We start from the raw sequence: 18417 nt of genomic DNA on the forward strand, positions 1-18417 counted from the left end.
CTTCGTGACGCGGGTGCCACCATTCGGTGGGACCGCTCGGCCCCGGCGCTGCATCCGGTAGCGGCTGCGCCGGTCGGGCATGGGGTCATCCAGACCGAACAGGCGGGATATGAGAGCACAAGGACACCGAACTTTCGTCGACGAGCTGGCCGGGTTCGCTGCCGGCCACGCCGACCCGCGCGTGACGGCGATCGCGCAGCGATGCGCCGCACCCCTGCGCGTGGTCGTGCGAGGCCGTCGTGGCGTCGGCTGCTCCACCGTGCGCCGCGCCCTGGCCGGAGCGGGACGTGGGGCAGGCATCGCGGTCGAGGGGCCGCTGAGCGACCGCGACGTCGACGCGGTGGTCTACGTGATCACCGAGGTGGTTAAGCCTGAGGACACCCAGGCGATCGCCCAGGTCTTGGGGGCCGGGCGTCCGGTGCTGGCGGTGCTGAACAAGGCCGACTTGGCGGGCTCGCTGTCCGGCCGTGGCGGCGACGGCCCCGTCGCCGCCGCCCGCGCGAGATGCACGGAGCTCTCGGCGCTGATCGGCGTGCCCATGGAACCGATGAACGGCTTGCTCGCGCTCGCCGCGCTCGACGACCTGGACAGCACGCAGTGGACGGCGCTGTCCACGCTTGCCGCTCACCCCGGTGGCACCGCGTGTTTCGACGGTTCGTTCGCCGGATTCCTGGCGGCCGAAGCCCCGGTGCCGGCCGAGGCGCGGCGGCGCCTGCTAACCACCCTTGACCTGTTCGGCACCGCGCTGGCGGTAGCCGCCTTCCGGCAGGGCAGGACCCCGGCCCAGGTGCTCACCCTGCTGTACCGGATGAGTGGCATCGACGCGGTCCTGGCCAGAATCGGCGCGCTGGGCGCCGAGGCGCGCTATCGGCGGGTGCTGGACGCCGTCGCGGAACTCGAGGCGCTGGCCGCCGAGGGCGGCAGGCTCGGTGAGCGCATCAGCGGGTTCCTATCCTGTGACGAGACCGTGCTCGCCCGGATGGCGGCCGCCGTGGACCTGGCTGAGGCGGTCGGCCTGGAGGCGGGCGACCAGAAGGCCCTCGACGCGCATCGCGACCCGTCCGCACACCTGCCTCGGGCGGTGCGGTGGCAGCGCTACAGCCGCGCGTCGGCCAGCCCGCTGCACCGCGCCTGCGGCGCCGACATCGCCCGGGGGTCGCTGCGGCTGTGGTCCCAGGCCTGCGGGTCGCTGCCGGGGGATTCCTGGTGAGCGGCGAAGCCGGCCACGACCCCGTCGCGGAGGTGGACGCTCTGGTGACGACGGCCGGCCCCGGCCTGGATCCGCCGGCGATCCAGCGCTGCGACGTGGTGCTGGTGACCGGTCCGTGGATGGCGGGGGTCAGCGCGGTGGCCGACGCCCTGCGTGAGCGGCTGCCGCAACGTAAATTCGTCGAGTCGACCGACCTGGGGCCCGGCGAGGTGCCGACGGCCGTGGTGTTCGTGGTGTCCGCGGCGGCGAACCTGACGCCGTCGGACTGCGCGCTGCTGGACGCCGCGACCGAACACACCGACGCCGTCGTCGGCGTGGTGTCCAAGATCGACGTGCACCTCAACTGGCGAGACATCGTCGCCGCCAACCGCGACTCGCTGGGTGCCCACGCGCCTCGCTACGGCCGGGCGCCGTGGGTGGGTGCGGCGGCCCAGCCCGACCTGGGTGACCCGGACGTCGACGACCTGGTCGAAGCCGTCGCGGGGCTGCTCGATGACCCCGATCTCGCGCGCCGAAACAGGTTGCGGGCGTGGGAATCCCGTCTGCAGACGATCGCAAGCCGGTATGACCGCGAGGTCGAGGGGTCCGGCCGGCGGGCCCGGGTCGAGGCGCTGCGCGAAGAGCGCAGCACCGCCCTGCAGCAGCAACGTCAGGCGAAAAGCGAGCGGACCATCACAATGCGCGGCCAGGTCCAGCAGGCGCGGGTCACCCTGTCGCATTCCGCGCGTAACCGGTGTGCGGCGGTGCGCACCGACCTGCAGGAACACGCGGCGGGGTTGTCGCGGCGCGGTATGTCCGGCTTCGAGGCGCTCGCCCGCGATCAGCTGGATGCGGTGGTGGCCGAAGTCAGCGAGGCCACGGACGCCCGACTGGTCGAGGTGGCGCAGTTGCTGAGCGTGCCCATAAAGCTGCCGCCGCGCGAGCGGCTGCCGGAGGTCGAGTTCTCGCCTCCTCCGCTGAAATCGCGCCGCCAGGAAACCTGGCTGACGGTCGTGCTGGGCATCGGCTTCGGCCTCGGGGTGGCGCTGACGCTGAGCCGGCTGATGAGCGGCCTGGCCTCACGCCTGAACCCGGCGCTGGCCGTCGCCGCGGCGCTGGCATGCGTGGCGATGTCGGTCGGGCTTACTTTCATGGTGATCAACATCCGTGCGCTGCTGCACGACCGTGCGCTGCTCGACCGCTGGGCGGGCGACGTCACGGCCTCGCTGCAGTCGGTGGTCGAGGAGCTGGTCGCCACCAGGGTGCTGGTCGCCGAGTCGGTGTTGAGCAAGGCGCTGCTGGCTCAGGACGAGGCCGACAACGTCCAGGTGTCCGCCTCGGTGGGCGTCATCGACACCGAATTGCGCGAGCACGCCCTGGCCGCCGCGCGGGCCGCGGCCACGCGCGATCGGGAGATGCCCGCGGTGACGGCGGCCCTGGCGGCCGTCCGTGCAGAACTGGGAGAACCGGGTGTACGACAAGACGAAAGTCACTCCGAAGGCACCGGCGTTGACGAAACCGAAAAACCCGCTTCGAGGAGCGAAGATGGTGATTCGCCTGGATCTTCTGAATCGTTGTTGTGAGAAGGCTTATACCTGCCCGAGACTCACCCGACAAGATCCTCACGATAACCTGTAGTTAACGCCACCAATTCCTTAATTGTGTGGTCGAGAGCATAGCGAGCAACAGCAGCCCGATACGCAGAAGAATCCAGGAGAGTTCGATGACGTCAGCGACCATTCCCGGTTTGGACACAGCACCCACGAACCACCAGGGCCTGCTGTCATGGGTGCAGGAGGTCGCCGAACTCACCCAGCCCGACCGGGTGGTCTTCGCTGACGGCTCCGACGAGGAGTTCAACCGGCTGGCCGCCCATCTGGTCGAGGCCGGCACGTTCACGAAGCTGAACGAGAAGAAGCACCCCAACTCCTACCTGGCGCTGTCCGACCCCTCCGACGTGGCGCGCGTCGAGTCGCGGACCTTCATCTGCTCCGAGCGCGAGATCGACGCCGGCCCCACCAACAACTGGATGGACCCGGCCGAGATGCGCGGCATCCTGAACGACCTGTACCGCGGCTGCATGCGCGGCCGCACCATGTACGTGGTGCCGTTCTGCATGGGCCCGCTAGGCGCCGACGACCCGAAGCTGGGTGTGGAGATCACCGACTCCGAGTACGTCGTCGTCTCCATGCGCACCATGACCCGGATGGGCAAGGCCGCCCTGGAAAAGATGGGCGATGACGGGTTCTTCGTAAAGGCGCTGCACTCCGTGGGCGCCCCGCTGGAGCCGGGCCAGAAAGATGTGCCGTGGCCCTGTAACGACACCAAATACATCACGCACTTCCCCGAGACCCGCGAAATCATGAGCTACGGCTCGGGCTACGGCGGCAACGCGCTGCTGGGCAAGAAGTGCTACTCGCTGCGGATCGCCTCGGCGATGGCCCACGACGAGGGCTGGCTCGCCGAGCACATGCTGATCCTCAAGCTGATCTCCCCGGAGAACAAGGCGTACTACTTCGCCGCGGCGTTCCCGTCCGCGTGCGGCAAGACCAACCTCGCGATGCTGCAGCCGACCATCCCGGGCTGGCGCGCCGAGACCCTCGGCGACGACATCGCGTGGATGCGGTTCGGCAAGGACGGCCGCCTGTACGCGGTCAATCCCGAGTTCGGATTCTTCGGGGTGGCGCCGGGCACCAACTGGAAGTCCAACCCGAACGCGATGCGCACCATCGAGGCGGGCAACACCGTCTTCACCAACGTGGCACTCACCGACGACAACGACGTGTGGTGGGAGGGCCTGGAGGGCGAGCCCGACCACTTGATCGACTGGAAGGGCAACGACTGGATCCTGCGCGAGACGGACACCAAAGCGGCGCACCCGAACTCGCGGTACTGCACCCCGATGTCGCAGTGCCCCATCCTGGCGCCGGAGTGGGACGACCCGCAGGGTGTGCCGATCTCGGGGATCCTGTTCGGTGCCCGCCGTAAGACGACGGTGCCGCTGGTGACCGAGGCCCGCGACTGGCAGCACGGGGTGTTCATGGGCGCCACCATGGGCAGCGAGCAGACCGCCGCCGCCGAGGGCAAGGTGGGCACCGTGCGCCGCGACCCGATGGCGATGCTGCCGTTCCTGGGCTACCACGTCGCCGACTACTTCCAGCACTGGCTCGACCTCGGTAAGAACTCCGACGAGTCCAAGATGCCCAAGGTGTTCTTCGTCAACTGGTTCCGCCGCGGCGACAAGGGCGAGTTCCTCTGGCCGGGCTTCGGCGAGAACAGCCGGGTGCTCAAGTGGATCGTGGACCGCATCGAGCACCAGGCCGGTGGCCAGGACACCCCGATCGGCATCGTGCCGACAGCCGACGACCTGGACCTGGACGGCCTGGACGTCGACGGCGCTGACGTGGCCAAGGCGCTGGCGGTCAACCCGGCCGAATGGCGCGAGGAACTGCCCCTGATCGAGGAGTGGTTCGAGTTCATCGGCGACAAGCTGCCCACCGGTGTCCGCGACGAGTTCGAGGCGCTCAAGCAGCGGCTTTCCGAGGCGAGCTGAGACCCGCGCGGGGGCCGATCGATAAGTCGGCACTCGCGCACCACACGTTTGCTGGAGATGGGCTTCGAGCCCGCGCGGTCGACCACTTAACACCCGTCAAGTTTGGCGGCGGTACAGTCTGCGCATGCAGATTCGCCCCTATATCGGCGCCGACAAACCTGCTGTCATCCTGTACCCGTCCGGAACGGTCGTCACCTTCGACGACCTCGAAGCGCGCGCCAATCGACTAGCGCACCGGTTCCGCGAGGCGGGTCTGCGCGAGGGCGAAACGGTCGCAATCCTGATGGAGAACAACGAGCACATCCACGCGGTGATGTGGGCGGCTCGCCGCAGCGGTTTGTACTACGTGCCGATCAACACCCACCTGACCGCCGCAGAGGCCGCCTACATCATCGACAACAGCAGCGCCAAAGCCATGATCGGCTCGGCGGTGCTGCGCGACACCCTCGCCGGCCTGGCCGAGCATTTGCCGGGCGGGCTACCCGAGTTGCTGCTGATCGCGGACGGCGACCTGGCCGGTTGGGATCGTTACCCGGAATGCGTTGCCGGACAACCCGATACACCGATCGATGACGAGATCGAGGGCGACCTGCTGCAATACTCATCGGGCACCACCGGGCGGCCCAAGGGCATCAAACGCGAATTGCCGCACGTGCCGCCGGCCGAGGCGCCCGGCATGATGTCCGCACTCGTCGGCTTCTGGATGACGCCCGAGTCGATTTACCTCAGCCCGGCGCCGCTGTACCACACGGCGCCGTCGGTGTGGTCGATGAGCGCGCAGGCCGGCGGCATCACCACGGTGGTGATGGAGAAGTTCGACGCCGAGGGCTGCCTGGACGCCATCCAGCGTCACCGGGTCACGCACGGCCAATTCGTCCCGGCCATGTTCACCCGCATGCTGAAACTGCCTGACCGGGTGCGTCATTCGTACGACCTGTCCAGTCTGAAGCGGGTGATGCACGCGGCGGCGCCGTGCCCCGTGGAGATCAAGAAGCAGATGATCGACTGGTGGGGCCCGATCATCGACGAGTACTACGCGTCCTCGGAAGCGCACGGCTCGACGCTGATCACCGCCGAGGACTGGCTGGCGCATCCGGGTTCGGTGGGCAAACCCATGGGCGGCGCCGTGCACATCCTCGACGAGAACGGCAACGAGTTGCCCCCCGGGCAGGCCGGCGAGATCTACTTCGAGGGTGGCTATTCCTTCGAATACCTCAACGACCCAACGAAAACCGCCTCATCGCGCGACAAGCACGGCTGGGCGACCGTCGGGGACATCGGCTATCTCGACGACGAGGGTTACCTGTACCTGACCGACCGGCGTCACCACATGATCATTTCCGGAGGGGTGAACATCTACCCGCAGGAAGCCGAGAACCTTCTGGTCACCCACCCGAAGGTGCTGGACGCGGCGGTGTTCGGGGTGCCGGACGACGAGATGGGCCAGCGTGTGGTGGCGGCCGTGCAGACCGTCGATGCCACCGACTCCACCGACGAATTCGCCGAGGAGTTGACGGCGTGGCTGCGAGACCGGTTGGCGCACTACAAATGCCCGCGCTCGATCGCCTTCGAAGCACAGCTGCCGCGCACCGACACGGGCAAGCTCTACAAGAATGGGCTGATCGAGAAGTACTCGGTGTGACCGATGCTCCGGGTGGTCGACCTGTCGAGGGCGCCGCACGACGGCCCCGCGTCGCCGCCCGGGGTGATCGTCGCCGTCGGCTCGGCCTCCGACATCGCCGGGGCCGAATTCTGGCTTGATGCAGCAACTTTCACGGTGACAGAGGATTGCTGCGCCGACCGGCGCGTCATCACCGTTGATTCGGTGCGGACGACGGTGGAGGAGCTGACGGCCCGCTGCGAGCGCTGGCCGCACGCCAGCGGGGTCTGTGACGACGTGTTGCGCGCGGTGGATCCCCAGGGCCCGACGTTGGCCGCGGTGATGACGGAGTCGTTGGCGTACTCGACTCTGCAGGCCGGTCCGGAGTTCGCACGATGGTTGCGCGAGCGCGGCCCGATCCGCATGCCCGAAATCCCCGACCCGGTTCGGGCGACCCGTGACGGCGACGTCGTGCGGATCGCGTTCAACCGGCCGCAGCGGCACAATGCGTTCTCCACCGACGCGCGCGCGGCGCTGTTGGAGGCCCTGGCGGTGGCGCAACTGGATCACTCGGTCACCGGCATAGTGTTGAGCGGTAACGGCCCGTCGTTCTGCAGCGGTGGGGACCTGGCCGAGTTCGGCACTTTCGCCGACCCGGTGAGCGCGCACCTGGCCCGTACCCGCTACAGCCCAGCTCTGTCGCTCGACGCGCTGGCAGCCAGGCTCGGCCGGGCGTGCCGGGCCGAGGTGCACGGGCGGGTGATGGGCAGCGGACTGGAGATGGCGGCGTTTTGCGGATGGGTCACCGCCCACAAGGATGCGACGTTCGGGCTGCCCGAACTGGCATTGGGATTGCTCCCCGGAGCCGGTGGCACCATCAGCGTCACGCGGCGGATAGGTCGTTGGCGCACAGCGTATCTCGTATTGTCAGGTCGCACCGTCGCTGCGGATACCGCGTTGGCCTGGGGGCTGGTCGACGAGGCTCGAGGTCAGAAGCCCGAATAGGTGGTGGTGGTTGTTGACGGGATGGAAGAGACGATCGCCGCGAACATGGCGAACCACAGCACGACGCCGATCACCGCCGCGGCGGCGCCCACCACCGCACCGATGATGACCCACTTCTTGGCATTGTTGGACGCCTCGTACGCCTCGGCGTAGCGCCCCTGGGCCCACAGCCCGGACACCTTGTTGGAGTAGACGATCGACACGATTCCGAACGGCAGGCAGCACAGCACCGTGCACAGGATCGCCCAGACGAGATAGTTGTCGGGCTCCTGCATTCCCGGCTGCGGCGCCGGCCAGCCCGGGGGTGGCGGCTGGCCCTGCCATCCCGGTGGGTGCTGAGCTTGCCACCCGGCGGGCTGCTGGCCCTGCCATTCCGGTTGTTGGCCTTGCCATTCCGGTTGCTGCCCAGGCCATCCTGGCGAACCTCCGAGCGGCACGGGAGGATAACTCATGGCAGCTGCCTTTCCCTTAATTCCCTCGGCTGGCGAACAGCTTTACTTCCATACCGGTTTGCCCGCCGGAGAAGTCAGGTTAATATACTCCCAAACTCCGTTCTCGGGCCGAAAGATTGGCGGTCCCGATCAGATCCCGCCGCGCGTCACCAGTTGCCGGGCGATCACATTTCGCTGGATCTCGTTGGTGCCTTCACCGACGATCATCAGCGGCGCGTCACGGAAATAGCGTTCGACGTCGTATTCGGTGGAGTAGCCGTAGCCGCCGTGGATTCGCACCGCGTTCAGCGCGATCTCCATGGCGACCTCGGAGGCGAACAATTTCGCCATCCCCGCTTCCATGTCGCAGCGTTCGCCGCTGTCGTACCGCTCGGCGGCATACCGCGTGAGCTGGCGGGCCGCGGTGAGTTTGGTCGCCATGTCGGCCAGGTAGTTACCGATCGACTGGTGCTGCCAGATCGGCTGGCCGAAGCTCTCGCGCTGCTGGGCGTAGGCCAGTGCGTCCTCGAGCGCCGCGGTGGCCACACCGAGGGCACGGGAGGCCACCTGGATGCGTCCCGTCTCGAGTCCCTTCATCATCTGTGAAAAGCCCTCGCCCACAACGTGTCCCAGCACAGCCGTCCGGGGTGCCCGGAAGTTGTCGAACGACAGCTCGCAGGATTCGACGCCCTTGTAACCTAGCTTCGGCAGGTCGCGCGACACCGTCAGACCCGGGCCGTGCTCGACGAGCACAATCGAGATGCCCTTGTGGCGCGGCCTGGCATCCGGGTCGGTCTTGCACAGCAGCGCGATCAGTCCGGAACGACGCGCGTTGCTGATCCAGGTCTTGGCCCCGTTGATCACCAGCCCGTCCGCATCGGGCAGCGCCGTGGTCGTCATGTTCTGCAGATCCGAGCCGCCGCCCGGCTCCGTCAGCGCCATGGTGGCGCGCACCTCTCCGCTGGCCATCCGCGGCAGGTAGCTGCGCTTCTGATCCTCGGTGCCGAACAGCGTGAGCAGTTTGGCGACGACGGTGTGCCCGCCCATCGCACCCGCCAGGCTCATCCAGCCGCGCGCCAGCTCCTCGGTGACTCGCACGTAGCACGGCATGGACACCGGCGACCCGCCGTACTCGTCGGGAACGGCCAGACCGTAGATGCCGATCCGCTTCATCTGTTCGATCCACGCCTCGGGATAGGTGTTGGCGTGCTCGACCTCGCGAATGCTCGGTTTGACGTCGCGGTCGATGAAGGCCCGTACCGTGGCGACCAGCATCTCTTCTTCGTCGTTCACCTCTGATCACTCTCCAGTCCCGATGGTGGCGACCCGCTTCGCCCGGCCTCGCCGCGCTCGCGATCGCCACGAGTCCCGATGGTGGCGACCCGCTTCGCCCGGCCTCGCCGCGCTCGCGATCGCCACGAGGTTGACCCTCGATTCCACAGCCTGCCAGCATGGGTCGTTGTGACTGATGACGGGTATGCGGGTATTCGCGAGGGGGGACCGTACTTCGACGACCTCTCGGTGGGCCAGGTGTTCGACTGGGCGCCCTCGATGACGTTGTCGTCGGGGTTGGCGGGCGTTCACCAGGCGATCGTGGGCGACCGGCTGCGTCTGGCGCTGGACGCCGATCTGTGCGGGGCGGTGACGGGCCTGCCGGCGCCGCTGGCCCATCCGGGGCTGGTGTGCGACGTGGCGATCGGACAGTCGACGCTGGTGACGCAGCGGGTCAAGGCCAACCTGTTCTATCGCAACCTGGTGTTTCACCGGTTTCCGGTCATCGGCGATTCCCTCTACACCCGCACCGAAGTCGTTGGACTGCGGGCGAATTCACCCAAGCCGGGCCGGGCGCCGACGGGGCTGGCAGCGCTGCGGATGATCACGATCGACCAGGCCGATCAGCTGGTACTCGACTTCTACCGGTGTGGCATGCTGCCCGCCAGCCCCGACTGGCAGCCGGACGACGGTCCGCACGACGATCTGTCCGCAATCGGGGCCGACGTTCCCGGCCCCGCCCACGATCCGACCGCGCAGTGGGACGGTGACGTGTTCCGCGACAAGGTGCCCGGCCCGCACTTCGATGCCCGCCTGGCCGGTGCGGTGTTGCACAGCACGGCCGACGTGGTCAGTAGCGCCACCGAACTCGCCCGGCTGACCCTGAATATTGCTGCCACACATCATGATTCGCGGGTCGGCGGGCGACGGCTGGTCTACGGCGGACATACCATCGGGCTGGCACTCGCGCAGGCGAGCAGGTTGCTGCCCGACCTGGTCACGGTCCTGAGTTGGCAGTCCTGCGACCACACCGGACCCGTGCATGAGGGCGACACACTGTACAGCGAGCTGCACATCGAATCCGCCGAGCCGAGCGAGCACGGCGGCGTGCTGGGGCTGCGGTCACTGGTGTATGCCGTGGGCGAGACCGAGCCGGACCGTCCGGTGCTGGACTGGCGCTTTCACGCGCTGCACTTCTGAGTGGGGTTCGCCGGTCGCCGCTGCGAGCCACGCGCACAATGGGGGCGTGAGTTCGGCTTCGTCAGTTGGGGAATCCCAGCAGGTCAAAGAGTGGGGAAGCAGCGGGCTGGCCTACTTGACCGGCCTGGCCGCCGGCCCCGCCGACTTCTCCCGCGCCAGCGTGCTGACCCGCGCACGTCAGGTCGCGACGGCCGTCGGTGACCGACTGGGTATCGTCGTCGACGCGGTGAGCCTGCTGACCGGGCGGGCCGCACTGCTGGGGCTGACCCGCGGCGGCCGGGCGTCGCCGGGTGGCGCCACCCGCCTGCTCGCCGCCCGGGATGGCTTTTGCGCCCTCACTCTCTCGCGCGCCGACGACCTCGACGCCGTCCCGGCGCTGCTACAAGTCGATGACGTGCCCGCCGATCCGTGGCCGGTCCTGCAGCGCTGGGCCGCCACCCGTTTAGTGACCGAGATCGCCGAGCGGGCGGGGTTGCTCGACATTCCGGTCGCGGGCCTGGGCGAGGCCGCACCCGCGCCGCCGCGGGTGCGGCTTGCCGGATCGCGGTTGGCGCCGCGCGCGCCGCGGGGTCTGCTGGTGGCCGACCTGTCCTCGATGTGGGCGGGGCCGCTGTGCGGGCACCTGCTGGCCCGAGCCGGCGCGACTGTCGTCAAGGTCGAAAGCCCGCGCCGCCCGGACGGTACCCGGGGCGGTAACCGGGCCTTTTTCGACTGGATCAACGGCCAAAAGCTCTGTTACGAAGTCGATTTCGATAGTCAAGCCGACGAGCTGCGTGAACTGCTCGCGGTCAGCGATGTCGTGATCGAGGGTTCCCGTCCCGCGGCGCTGGCACGCCGGGGGCTCGGACCCGGTGACATCCCGCCGCGCGCGGGACGAATCTGGTTGCAAATCAACGGATATGACGGCCGCAGACCCGGATTCGGCGACGACACCGCAGTGGCCGGCGGCCTGGTCGGCACCAGCGCCGACGGACCGGTGTTCTGCGGCGACGCCATCGCCGACCCGTTGGCCGGCCTCCAGGCAGCGCTCGAGGTGGCCGAATCACTGGGCCGCGGCGGCGGCGAGTTGATCGGCGTATCCATGGCCGGGGTCGCCGCGACGTATGCGGCGCTGCCGGTGCAGGCGTCTGCCTCGCCGGCTCCGGTGTCAGCACCCTCTGCCCCGCCGGCAACGCGTCCGGCATCCGGGCCGGGCGCCGACAACGCGTCGGTGCGTCGCCTGGTGAGCCAAAGACGCGTGCTGTCATGCTGATTCAACGGGCAACCCTGTTGGACGGGACCGCGACAGACATCCGGGTGGGCGCGCTGATCGAGGAGATGGCGCCGCCGGGGGAGGGCCTCGTGCCCCGCGCGGGGGAGGGTGTGTTGTACGCGGGCGGCGGCACCGTCCTGCCCGGTCTGCACGACCACCATGTACACGTGCGCTCGGCAGCCTCGGCGCTGGATTCGTTCTTCGTCGGGCCGCCCGGGGTCAGCACCACATCGGAGCTCACCCAATTGCTCGCCAACGCCACCCCGGGGCCCGACGGCTGGATTCGCGCTGTGGGATACCACGATTCGGTCGCCGGAGAACTCGACCGGGGCACCCTCGACGCCATCGTTCGCCACGTTCCGGTGCGCATCCAGCATCGCAGCGGTGCGCTGTGGATCCTCAATTCCGAGGCGCTGGGCCGCATCGGCCTCGCCGAGCATCCCGATGGGCGGCTGCGCAGCGCCGACCGGGGCTGGTCGTTGGCGCTGCAGCGGCGCGAAACCGACCTGGCCGAACTGAGCCGCCGGATCACCGCGACCGGTGTCACCGGCGTCACCGACGCGACCCCCGATCTCGAGGCCGACGACATGGCGTCGCTGACGACGGCGCACCAGCGTGGCGAGTTCCGGCCGCGGCTGAGTTTCCTGTCGCCGGGCAAGAAGATCCTGCACGACGATCGCCTGGACCTCGACGCGCTTACGGAATGGATTGCGCGCCAGCATGACAGCGGGCAACCGGTCGCCGTGCACTGCGTGACCGCGGCGCAGCTGGTGGTGACCATCGCGGCGCTGCGCGCGGCCGGCGGTCATGCCCAGGACCGCATTGAACACGCCGCCGTGGTGCCGGATGAGAACCTGGCCGACCTCGTCGAACTCGGGGTCACGGTGGTGACACAGCCCAACTTCGTCGCCGAGCGCGGCGATCAGTATCTCGCCGACGTTCCCGCCGCCGAGCACGAGCAGCTGTGGCGCGTCGCATCTCTGCGTAACGCGGCGGTGCCGGTCGGGCTGTCCACCGACATGCCGTTCGGCCACGGCGACCCTTGGACGGCGATGCGCGCCGCGGTGCACCGCACCACCCCCCAGGGAGCCGTGCTGGGAGAACGCGAATGTGTCTCGGCGCGAGAGGCTTTGACGATGTTTCTGGGCCGGCCCGATCAGCCCGGCCGGCCGCGGACCGTGCAAGTCGGGCAGGCGGGCGACCTGTGCGTGCTGAACGAGCCGCCGGCTACGGCGCTGGCCGCCCTGGACGCCGGGCTGGTGGCGGCCACCGTCATCGGCGGTGAGTTGGTGTACTTCGCCATGTGAGCCGTATCAAGCGGGGGCCAGCGCCGCCCGAAGACTGTCGCATTGGCTGTCGAAAAACCGCCGGGACACTTGGGCTTTCGGCAAGACCAGATCGAAGCCGTGGAATGCGCCCGGGATGGTTTCCACCTGGCACGGCACCCCCGCCGCGCGAAGGCGTTCGGCGTAGGCCAGGTCTTCGTCGTGGAACAGGTCATGCGTGCCCACACCGATCCAGGCCGGCGGCAATCCGGTGAGGTCGTCGCGGCGGCCGGGGACGGCGACCTGCGGGTCGGCGTTGCCCAGGTATGCCGCCCAGCCGAACCTGTTGCTGCGGTTGTCCCACAGCCGGTAGTTCGCACTGGGCGCCATGGCCGAACTGCGGTCGTCGAGCATGGGATAGGTCAGCAGCTGAAACGCCGGGCTCACCTCGGCGCGGTCGCGGGCCAGCAGCGCAAGGGCCGCCGCGAGCCCACCGCCGGCGCTGGCGCCACCGATGGCGATGCGGTAGCGGTCCACCGACGGCAACCCGGCCAGCCAGATCAGCGCCGCATAACAGTCTTCCAGGGGGGTGGGATAGGGATGTTCGGGTGCCAGGCGATATTCCACCGACGCGACGGTGATGCCTAACCGCCTGCTGAACCCGCTGCAGAGCCGGTCGTCCTGTTGGGCGGTGCCGATGATGTATCCGCCGCCGTGAATCCACAGCAGCGCGGGCGTGGCCTCGGTGACCCCGGTGGGCCGGAACAGCCGGACGCCGGCCCCGGAGTCGAACGTGATCGCCTCGACATCGGTGATGCGCTTGCCCAGGCGTCCCCGCCACGCCATCCCCACCCGCATCAGCGGCAGGGTCCGGGGGCCGACGAGCCGTCGAGGGGCGAAGCGGGCAAATCGTCGCAGGTCGGGATGAACATCGTTGTTCGTCACCGGACAAGTATCACCGACGCGGAAAATCAAGGGACGGCGATGTGTGGTCTGCCGTACGCGCTACGACATCAGGAGGCAGCGTGACCGCCAACAATCCGCGGCCGGCTTCGCAATTGATCGATACGGGTCTCGGTGCGATCAGTGTTCAGGTGAGTGCGGGGACCGGACCGGCCGTCCTGATGTGGCCCAGCCTGTTGATGACGGGTGATTTGTGGGCCGGCCAGGCCGCGCGCTTCAGCGACACCCACCGTCTGGTGCTCATCGACCCGCCCGGCCACGGGGGCAGCGACCCGCTGCGCGCGATGTTCAGTTTCACCGACTGCGCGCGCTGCGTCGTCGACCTGCTGGACGGGCTCGGCATCGACCGGGCGCACTTCGTCGGCAACTCGTGGGGCGGGATGATCGGCGGCACCTTCGCCGCCCTGTACCCCGACCGGATCAACCGCGCGGTCTTGATGAACTGCACGGCCTCGAAAGCCGGTGTCGCGCAGAAGATGCGGTACGCGGCCATGGTGTGGTTGGCGAAGGCGCTGGGCGGGATCCGGCCGCCGCTGACCCGCTCGGCCGTCAGGGCCTTCTTGGGCCCTACGACGCTGCGCACCCGCCCGGACGTGGTGGACACCGTACGGACCAACGTGACTTCGGTGAACGCGGATTCGGTCCGCTGGGCGGTGCGCAGCGTGGTGTCGGCGCGGCCGGACCAGCACGCCCTGCTGGGTCGCGTGACGGCCCCGGTGCTGGTGGTCGCCGGCGCGGAAGACGCCACCTTCGGAGTGGCCGAGACCCGCGCGATGGCCGACTCCATCGGCGGCGCGTCCTTCACCGTGCTCGACGGGGTCGCCCACCTCGCCGCGCTGGAAGATCCCGCGCGGGTGAACGAGTTGCTCGACGCATTCTTGTTCGGCTGATTCCCGATAGGACCACCGGATCGCGAAAAGCCCTGCTGGTGGCCATGATTCGGATGCCATCGGTTGTCCGGCGAGCATGCCGGTCCGCCCTCTCGCCGCCTGTGGATGAACCACGCCGGACGCTGCAACGTAGCCGCAGGCAGGGCCTTGAAAGAGAAATGGATTAGCCGAGCCACGATCGGGGTATCGGAGCAGTGCTGGCGCACGCGCTTGCCGTCAGCTTGTTGGGGTTTGCCGGTATGCCGCCGCAACGTCCCGCACGGGACCGAGCGCCGGCGCGCCGCCCGATCGGCCAGGACGCGAGGGACGTGAAATGCTGGGGCAACTCTACGATCGGGCACTCGGCGGCGAGCGATGTTGGATCCGTCATGACGATGGCGAACTGCGGCCACTGCCGGCGCACAAATGGTTGGGTGTGCGATGTCCCGGTGATGGATCTGGTGACGCCTTCGACGAAGTCTTCGACGAAGCCGTTACGCAGATGTGCACCGGGCCGACGATCGAATTGGGCTGTGGTCCGGGCCGGTTGGTTGCGAGGCTGATCCAGCGAGGCATTCCCGCGCTCGGCATCGACCGGTCGGCGACCGCGATCCAGCTCGCGGGTCGCGGCGGTGCGCCGGCTCTGTTGGGCGATGTGTTCGAGCCGTTGCCGGGAATGGGCCTGTGGCAGACCGTTTTGCTGGTCGACGGCAATGTCGGGCTGGGCGGGGATCCACGACGGATTCTCGGGCGCGCCTTCGAGCTGCTGGCCCGCGGTGGGCGTTGCATTGCCGAATTCGATGCCGAGGCCATCGGCATCTGTTCGCGATGGGTCCGGCTGGAGGCGGCGGGCGAGGTCGGCCCCTGGTTTCGCTGGGCATCCGTCGGGGTGGACAGCGCCGCCGCCCTTGCCGCGCAGGTGGGACTGACTCTGACCGGCGTCAGCCTTGTCGGTGGCCGGGTGATCGCCGATCTGACCGCCAGGTAAGCGTGTCGTACACAGCAAAATCCGCGGCGCGCGGGGAGCCGCGAAAAACGGTTCAAACTGGGCAAATACCGTTTTCGGCGAGCATACTGGGCAAAGCGTTTTCGCGAGGATCGCCCGTTCGATGGAAACGTCAGTTTGCGAATCGGGGTGAGGGGTACAGTCCCCTGCATGACGGTGAGTGGACCGGGCATTACAGATTGTGTGAAATGGTTGCTGCGGGCCCGCCCCGGTGACTATGCGCTGGCGTTAAGCGTGGCGGGGGCTTCGCTGCCCGTGGTCGGCAAGCATCTCGAGCCCCTGGGTGGGTTGACCGCCATGGGTGTCTGGGGTGCCCGGCACGCACCGGAGGCGATCTCCGCGGCGACCAAGGACTGGTTCACGCCGGGGATCGACGACGTTCGCCGCCGCGACCGCGAGAGCACCCAGCAGGTGTCCCTCGCCGCGTTGCGGGGGGTCGTGTCGGCAGCGGATCTCGAAATGGACTGGCCGGTCGCGGAAAAGACACCGCCGATCTGGGAGGGCCTGCGCCAGCGCCGCTACCTCTATCGCCGCGCCGTGCACTACGGCGACCACGCCGATCAGGTGCTCGACGTCTGGCGACGCAAGGATCTGCCTGCGCAACCCGCGCCGGTCCTGATCTTCCTGCCGGGCGGCGCCTGGGTGCACGGCAAGTGCATGGGGCAGGGGTCGGCGCTCATGTCGCGGCTCGCCGAGCAGGGCTGGGTATGCCTGGCGGTGAACTACCGCGTCTCGCCACACCACCGCTGGCCGCGCCACATCATCGATGTCAAAACCGCCATCGCGTGGGCACGCGCCAACGTCGACAAGTTCGGCGGCGATCGCGATTTCGTTGCGATAGCGGGATGCTCGGCCGGCGGTCACCTGTGCGCGCTGGCCGGGCTGACGCCCGACGATCCGCAGTTCCAGGCGAAGCTGCCCGAAGGCGCGGACACCTCGGTGGACGCGGTCGTCGGGATCTACGGCCGCTACGACTGGGAGGACCGCTCGACGCCTGAGCGCGAACGGTTCGTCGAGTTCCTGGAGCGTGTCGTGGTGAAGAAGTCGATCTCGCGGCGTCCCGACATTTTTCACGATGCGTCGCCGATCGCCCGTGTGCACCGCAACGCCCCGCCCTTTCTGGTGATTCACGGCAGCAAAGACTCCGTGATCCCCGTCGAACAGGCACGCAGCTTCGTCGAACGGCTCCGGGCGGTGTCGCATTCGATGGTCGGTTACCTCGAATTCCCCGGCGCCGGCCACGGGTATGACCTCATCGACGGCGAGCGGGCCGGCGCCGCCGCGCACGTCTCGTCGCTATTCCTCAACCAGATCTACCGGACCAAGACACGCGTCGGGGCAAAAGAGGTCATCTGAGCCGCCACCGCTGAGTATGGTCCCTCTATGGGCAAGGGGCAGCGGTGAAGAGGCTTAGCGGGTGGGACGCCGTACTGCTGTACAGCGAAACCCCAAACGTCCACATGCACACCATCAAAGCCGCCGTCATCGAGCTGGACGCCGATCGCCGGTCGCTGGACGTGGACACGTTTCGCGAAGTCATCGCCGGGCGGCTGAACAAGCTCGATCCGTTCTGCTACCAGCTCGTCGAGGTGCCGCTGCACCTACACCACCCGATGTGGCGGGAGAACTGCGACCTCGACCTGGACTATCACATCCGCCCCTGGCGGGTGTCGCCCCCGGGGGGCCGCCGCGAACTGGATGAGGCCATCGGGCAAATCGCCAGCACGCAGCTCGATCGCAGCCGTCCGCTGTGGGAGATGTACTTCGTGGAGGGCTTGGCCAACAACCGGATTGCGGTCGTCGGCAAAATTCACCACGCCCTGGCCGACGGCGTCGCGTCGGCGAACCTGATGGCCCGCGGCATGGACCTGCAGCCCGGCCCGGAGGGCGGGCCGTACGTCTGCGACCCGGCGCCCACCACGCGGCAGCTGATGACATCGGCATTCGCCGACCACATGCGCCATGTCGGTGCGCTGCCCCACACCATCCGCTACACCGCCCAGGGCCTGGGCCGGGTGCGCCGCAGCTCCCGCAAACTCTCGCCGGAACTGACTCGGCCCTTCGAGCCGCCGCCGACCTTCATGAACCACAAGATCACTGCGGAACGGCGGTTCGCCACCGCCACCCTGGCCTTGGCCGACGTCAAGGAGACGGGCAAGCGGCTCGGGGCGACGATCAACGACATGGTGTTGGCCATGGCGACGGGCGCCCTGCGCACCCTGCTGTTGCGATACGACGGGAAGGCCGAACCGCTGCTGGCATCGGTACCGATGAGTTTCGACTTCTCGCCCGAACGGATCTCCGGCAACCGGTTCACGGGCGTGCTGGTCGGCCTGCCGACCAATTCCGACGATCCGCTGGAGCGGGTGCAGTGCTGCCACGAAAACGCCATCGCCGCCAAGGAAAGCAACCAGCTGATGGGGCCGGAGCTGGTCAGCAGGTGGGCGGCCTACATGCCACCGGCGCCCACCCAGGCCTTCTTTCGGTGGGCCTCCGGTCGCGACGGACACAACAAGATTCTCAACCTGAACATCTCCAATGTGCCCGGTCCACGGGAACGCGGCCGGGTGGGCGGCGCGCTGGTCACCGAGATCTACTCGGTGGGCCCGTTGACCGCGGGCAGCGGCCTGAACATCACCGTGTGGAGTTATGTCGATCAGCTCAACATCTCGGTGCTTTCGGACGGGTCCACGCTTGAGGACCCGCACGAGGTTTCCGAGGCCATGGTCGCCGACTTCATCGAGATACGCAGGGCCGCAGGGCTTTCCGAGAACCTGACGGTCGTCGAAGCCGCGATGGCACCGGCGTGATC

At 68.3% G+C, this 18417-nt stretch carries 15 protein-coding genes; 12 read left to right on the forward strand and 3 right to left on the reverse strand.

What is annotated here, in order from left to right:
* Positions 1–109: 109 nt before the first annotated feature.
* From AC5Y4H_RS19705 to AC5Y4H_RS19725, 5 genes are all read left to right on the forward strand, one after another.
* A complete protein-coding gene (locus tag AC5Y4H_RS19705) occupies positions 110–1210 on the forward strand; it encodes a hypothetical protein (RefSeq protein WP_499984204.1) in 1101 nt (366 codons plus the stop codon).
* Complete coding sequence (locus AC5Y4H_RS19710) at positions 1207–2772, forward strand: hypothetical protein (protein ID WP_499984206.1); 1566 nt, start codon at positions 1207–1209, stop codon at positions 2770–2772. Before AC5Y4H_RS19705 ends, AC5Y4H_RS19710 begins: the two co-directional genes overlap by 4 nt.
* A gap of 140 nt (positions 2773–2912) precedes the next feature.
* Entirely contained in the window at positions 2913–4742 is a 1830-nt protein-coding gene (locus AC5Y4H_RS19715) for a phosphoenolpyruvate carboxykinase (GTP) (protein ID WP_499984207.1), read from the forward strand.
* Between the two features lie 124 nt (positions 4743–4866).
* Entirely contained in the window at positions 4867–6384 is a 1518-nt protein-coding gene (fadD4, locus tag AC5Y4H_RS19720; protein WP_499984209.1) for a fatty-acid--CoA ligase FadD4, read from the forward strand.
* A gap of 3 nt (positions 6385–6387) precedes the next feature.
* Positions 6388–7347, forward strand: a complete 960-nt coding sequence (locus tag AC5Y4H_RS19725; protein WP_499984210.1) for an enoyl-CoA hydratase/isomerase family protein — start codon at positions 6388–6390, stop codon at positions 7345–7347.
* Here AC5Y4H_RS19725 and AC5Y4H_RS19730 read toward each other — a convergent pair.
* Both AC5Y4H_RS19730 and AC5Y4H_RS19735 read right to left on the reverse strand, forming a co-directional pair.
* Complete coding sequence (locus tag AC5Y4H_RS19730; RefSeq protein ID WP_499984212.1) at positions 7332–7799, reverse strand: CD225/dispanin family protein; 468 nt, start codon at positions 7797–7799, stop codon at positions 7332–7334. The two genes, AC5Y4H_RS19725 and AC5Y4H_RS19730, sit on opposite strands and share 16 nt — an antisense overlap.
* A 129-nt stretch (positions 7800–7928) precedes the next feature.
* Complete coding sequence (locus AC5Y4H_RS19735; RefSeq protein WP_499984213.1) at positions 7929–9071, reverse strand: acyl-CoA dehydrogenase family protein; 1143 nt, start codon at positions 9069–9071, stop codon at positions 7929–7931.
* A gap of 168 nt (positions 9072–9239) precedes the next feature.
* Between AC5Y4H_RS19735 and AC5Y4H_RS19740 the strand changes: the two genes are divergently transcribed.
* The 3 genes from AC5Y4H_RS19740 to AC5Y4H_RS19750 are packed head-to-tail and all read left to right on the forward strand — an operon-like array spanning position 9240 to position 12809.
* Positions 9240–10250: a MaoC family dehydratase gene (locus AC5Y4H_RS19740; RefSeq protein ID WP_499984214.1), complete on the forward strand. Its 1011-nt coding sequence runs from the start codon at positions 9240–9242 to the stop codon at positions 10248–10250.
* 46 nt (positions 10251–10296) lie between these two features.
* On the forward strand, positions 10297–11502 hold the full coding sequence (locus AC5Y4H_RS19745) for a CoA transferase (RefSeq protein ID WP_499984216.1): 1206 nt from the start codon (positions 10297–10299) through the stop codon (positions 11500–11502).
* Entirely contained in the window at positions 11496–12809 is a 1314-nt protein-coding gene (locus AC5Y4H_RS19750; protein ID WP_499984217.1) for an amidohydrolase family protein, read from the forward strand. Before AC5Y4H_RS19745 ends, AC5Y4H_RS19750 begins: the two co-directional genes overlap by 7 nt.
* A gap of 6 nt (positions 12810–12815) precedes the next feature.
* On the opposite strand, the gene AC5Y4H_RS19755 is transcribed toward AC5Y4H_RS19750, so the two are convergent.
* Entirely contained in the window at positions 12816–13712 is an 897-nt protein-coding gene (locus tag AC5Y4H_RS19755) for an alpha/beta hydrolase (RefSeq protein ID WP_499984218.1), read from the reverse strand.
* Positions 13713–13891: 179 nt separating this feature from the next.
* Between AC5Y4H_RS19755 and AC5Y4H_RS19760 the strand changes: the two genes are divergently transcribed.
* The 4 genes from AC5Y4H_RS19760 to AC5Y4H_RS19775 all read left to right on the forward strand — a co-directional run bounded on the left by AC5Y4H_RS19760 (position 13892) and on the right by AC5Y4H_RS19775 (position 18415).
* Positions 13892–14620 carry an alpha/beta fold hydrolase gene (locus tag AC5Y4H_RS19760; RefSeq protein WP_499984286.1) on the forward strand — a complete coding sequence of 243 codons (729 nt, stop codon included), beginning with the start codon at positions 13892–13894 and terminating at the stop codon, positions 14618–14620.
* A gap of 313 nt (positions 14621–14933) precedes the next feature.
* Positions 14934–15587, forward strand: coding sequence for a class I SAM-dependent methyltransferase (locus AC5Y4H_RS19765; RefSeq protein ID WP_499984220.1), 654 nt, complete (start codon positions 14934–14936; stop codon positions 15585–15587).
* Between the two features lie 168 nt (positions 15588–15755).
* A complete protein-coding gene (locus tag AC5Y4H_RS19770) occupies positions 15756–16961 on the forward strand; it encodes an alpha/beta hydrolase fold domain-containing protein (protein WP_499984222.1) in 1206 nt (401 codons plus the stop codon).
* A gap of 44 nt (positions 16962–17005) precedes the next feature.
* Positions 17006–18415 carry a WS/DGAT/MGAT family O-acyltransferase gene (locus tag AC5Y4H_RS19775; protein WP_499984223.1) on the forward strand — a complete coding sequence of 470 codons (1410 nt, stop codon included), beginning with the start codon at positions 17006–17008 and terminating at the stop codon, positions 18413–18415.
* Positions 18416–18417: the final 2 nt, after the last annotated feature.

Source organism: Mycobacterium sp. NGS58 (genome assembly GCF_059812385.1).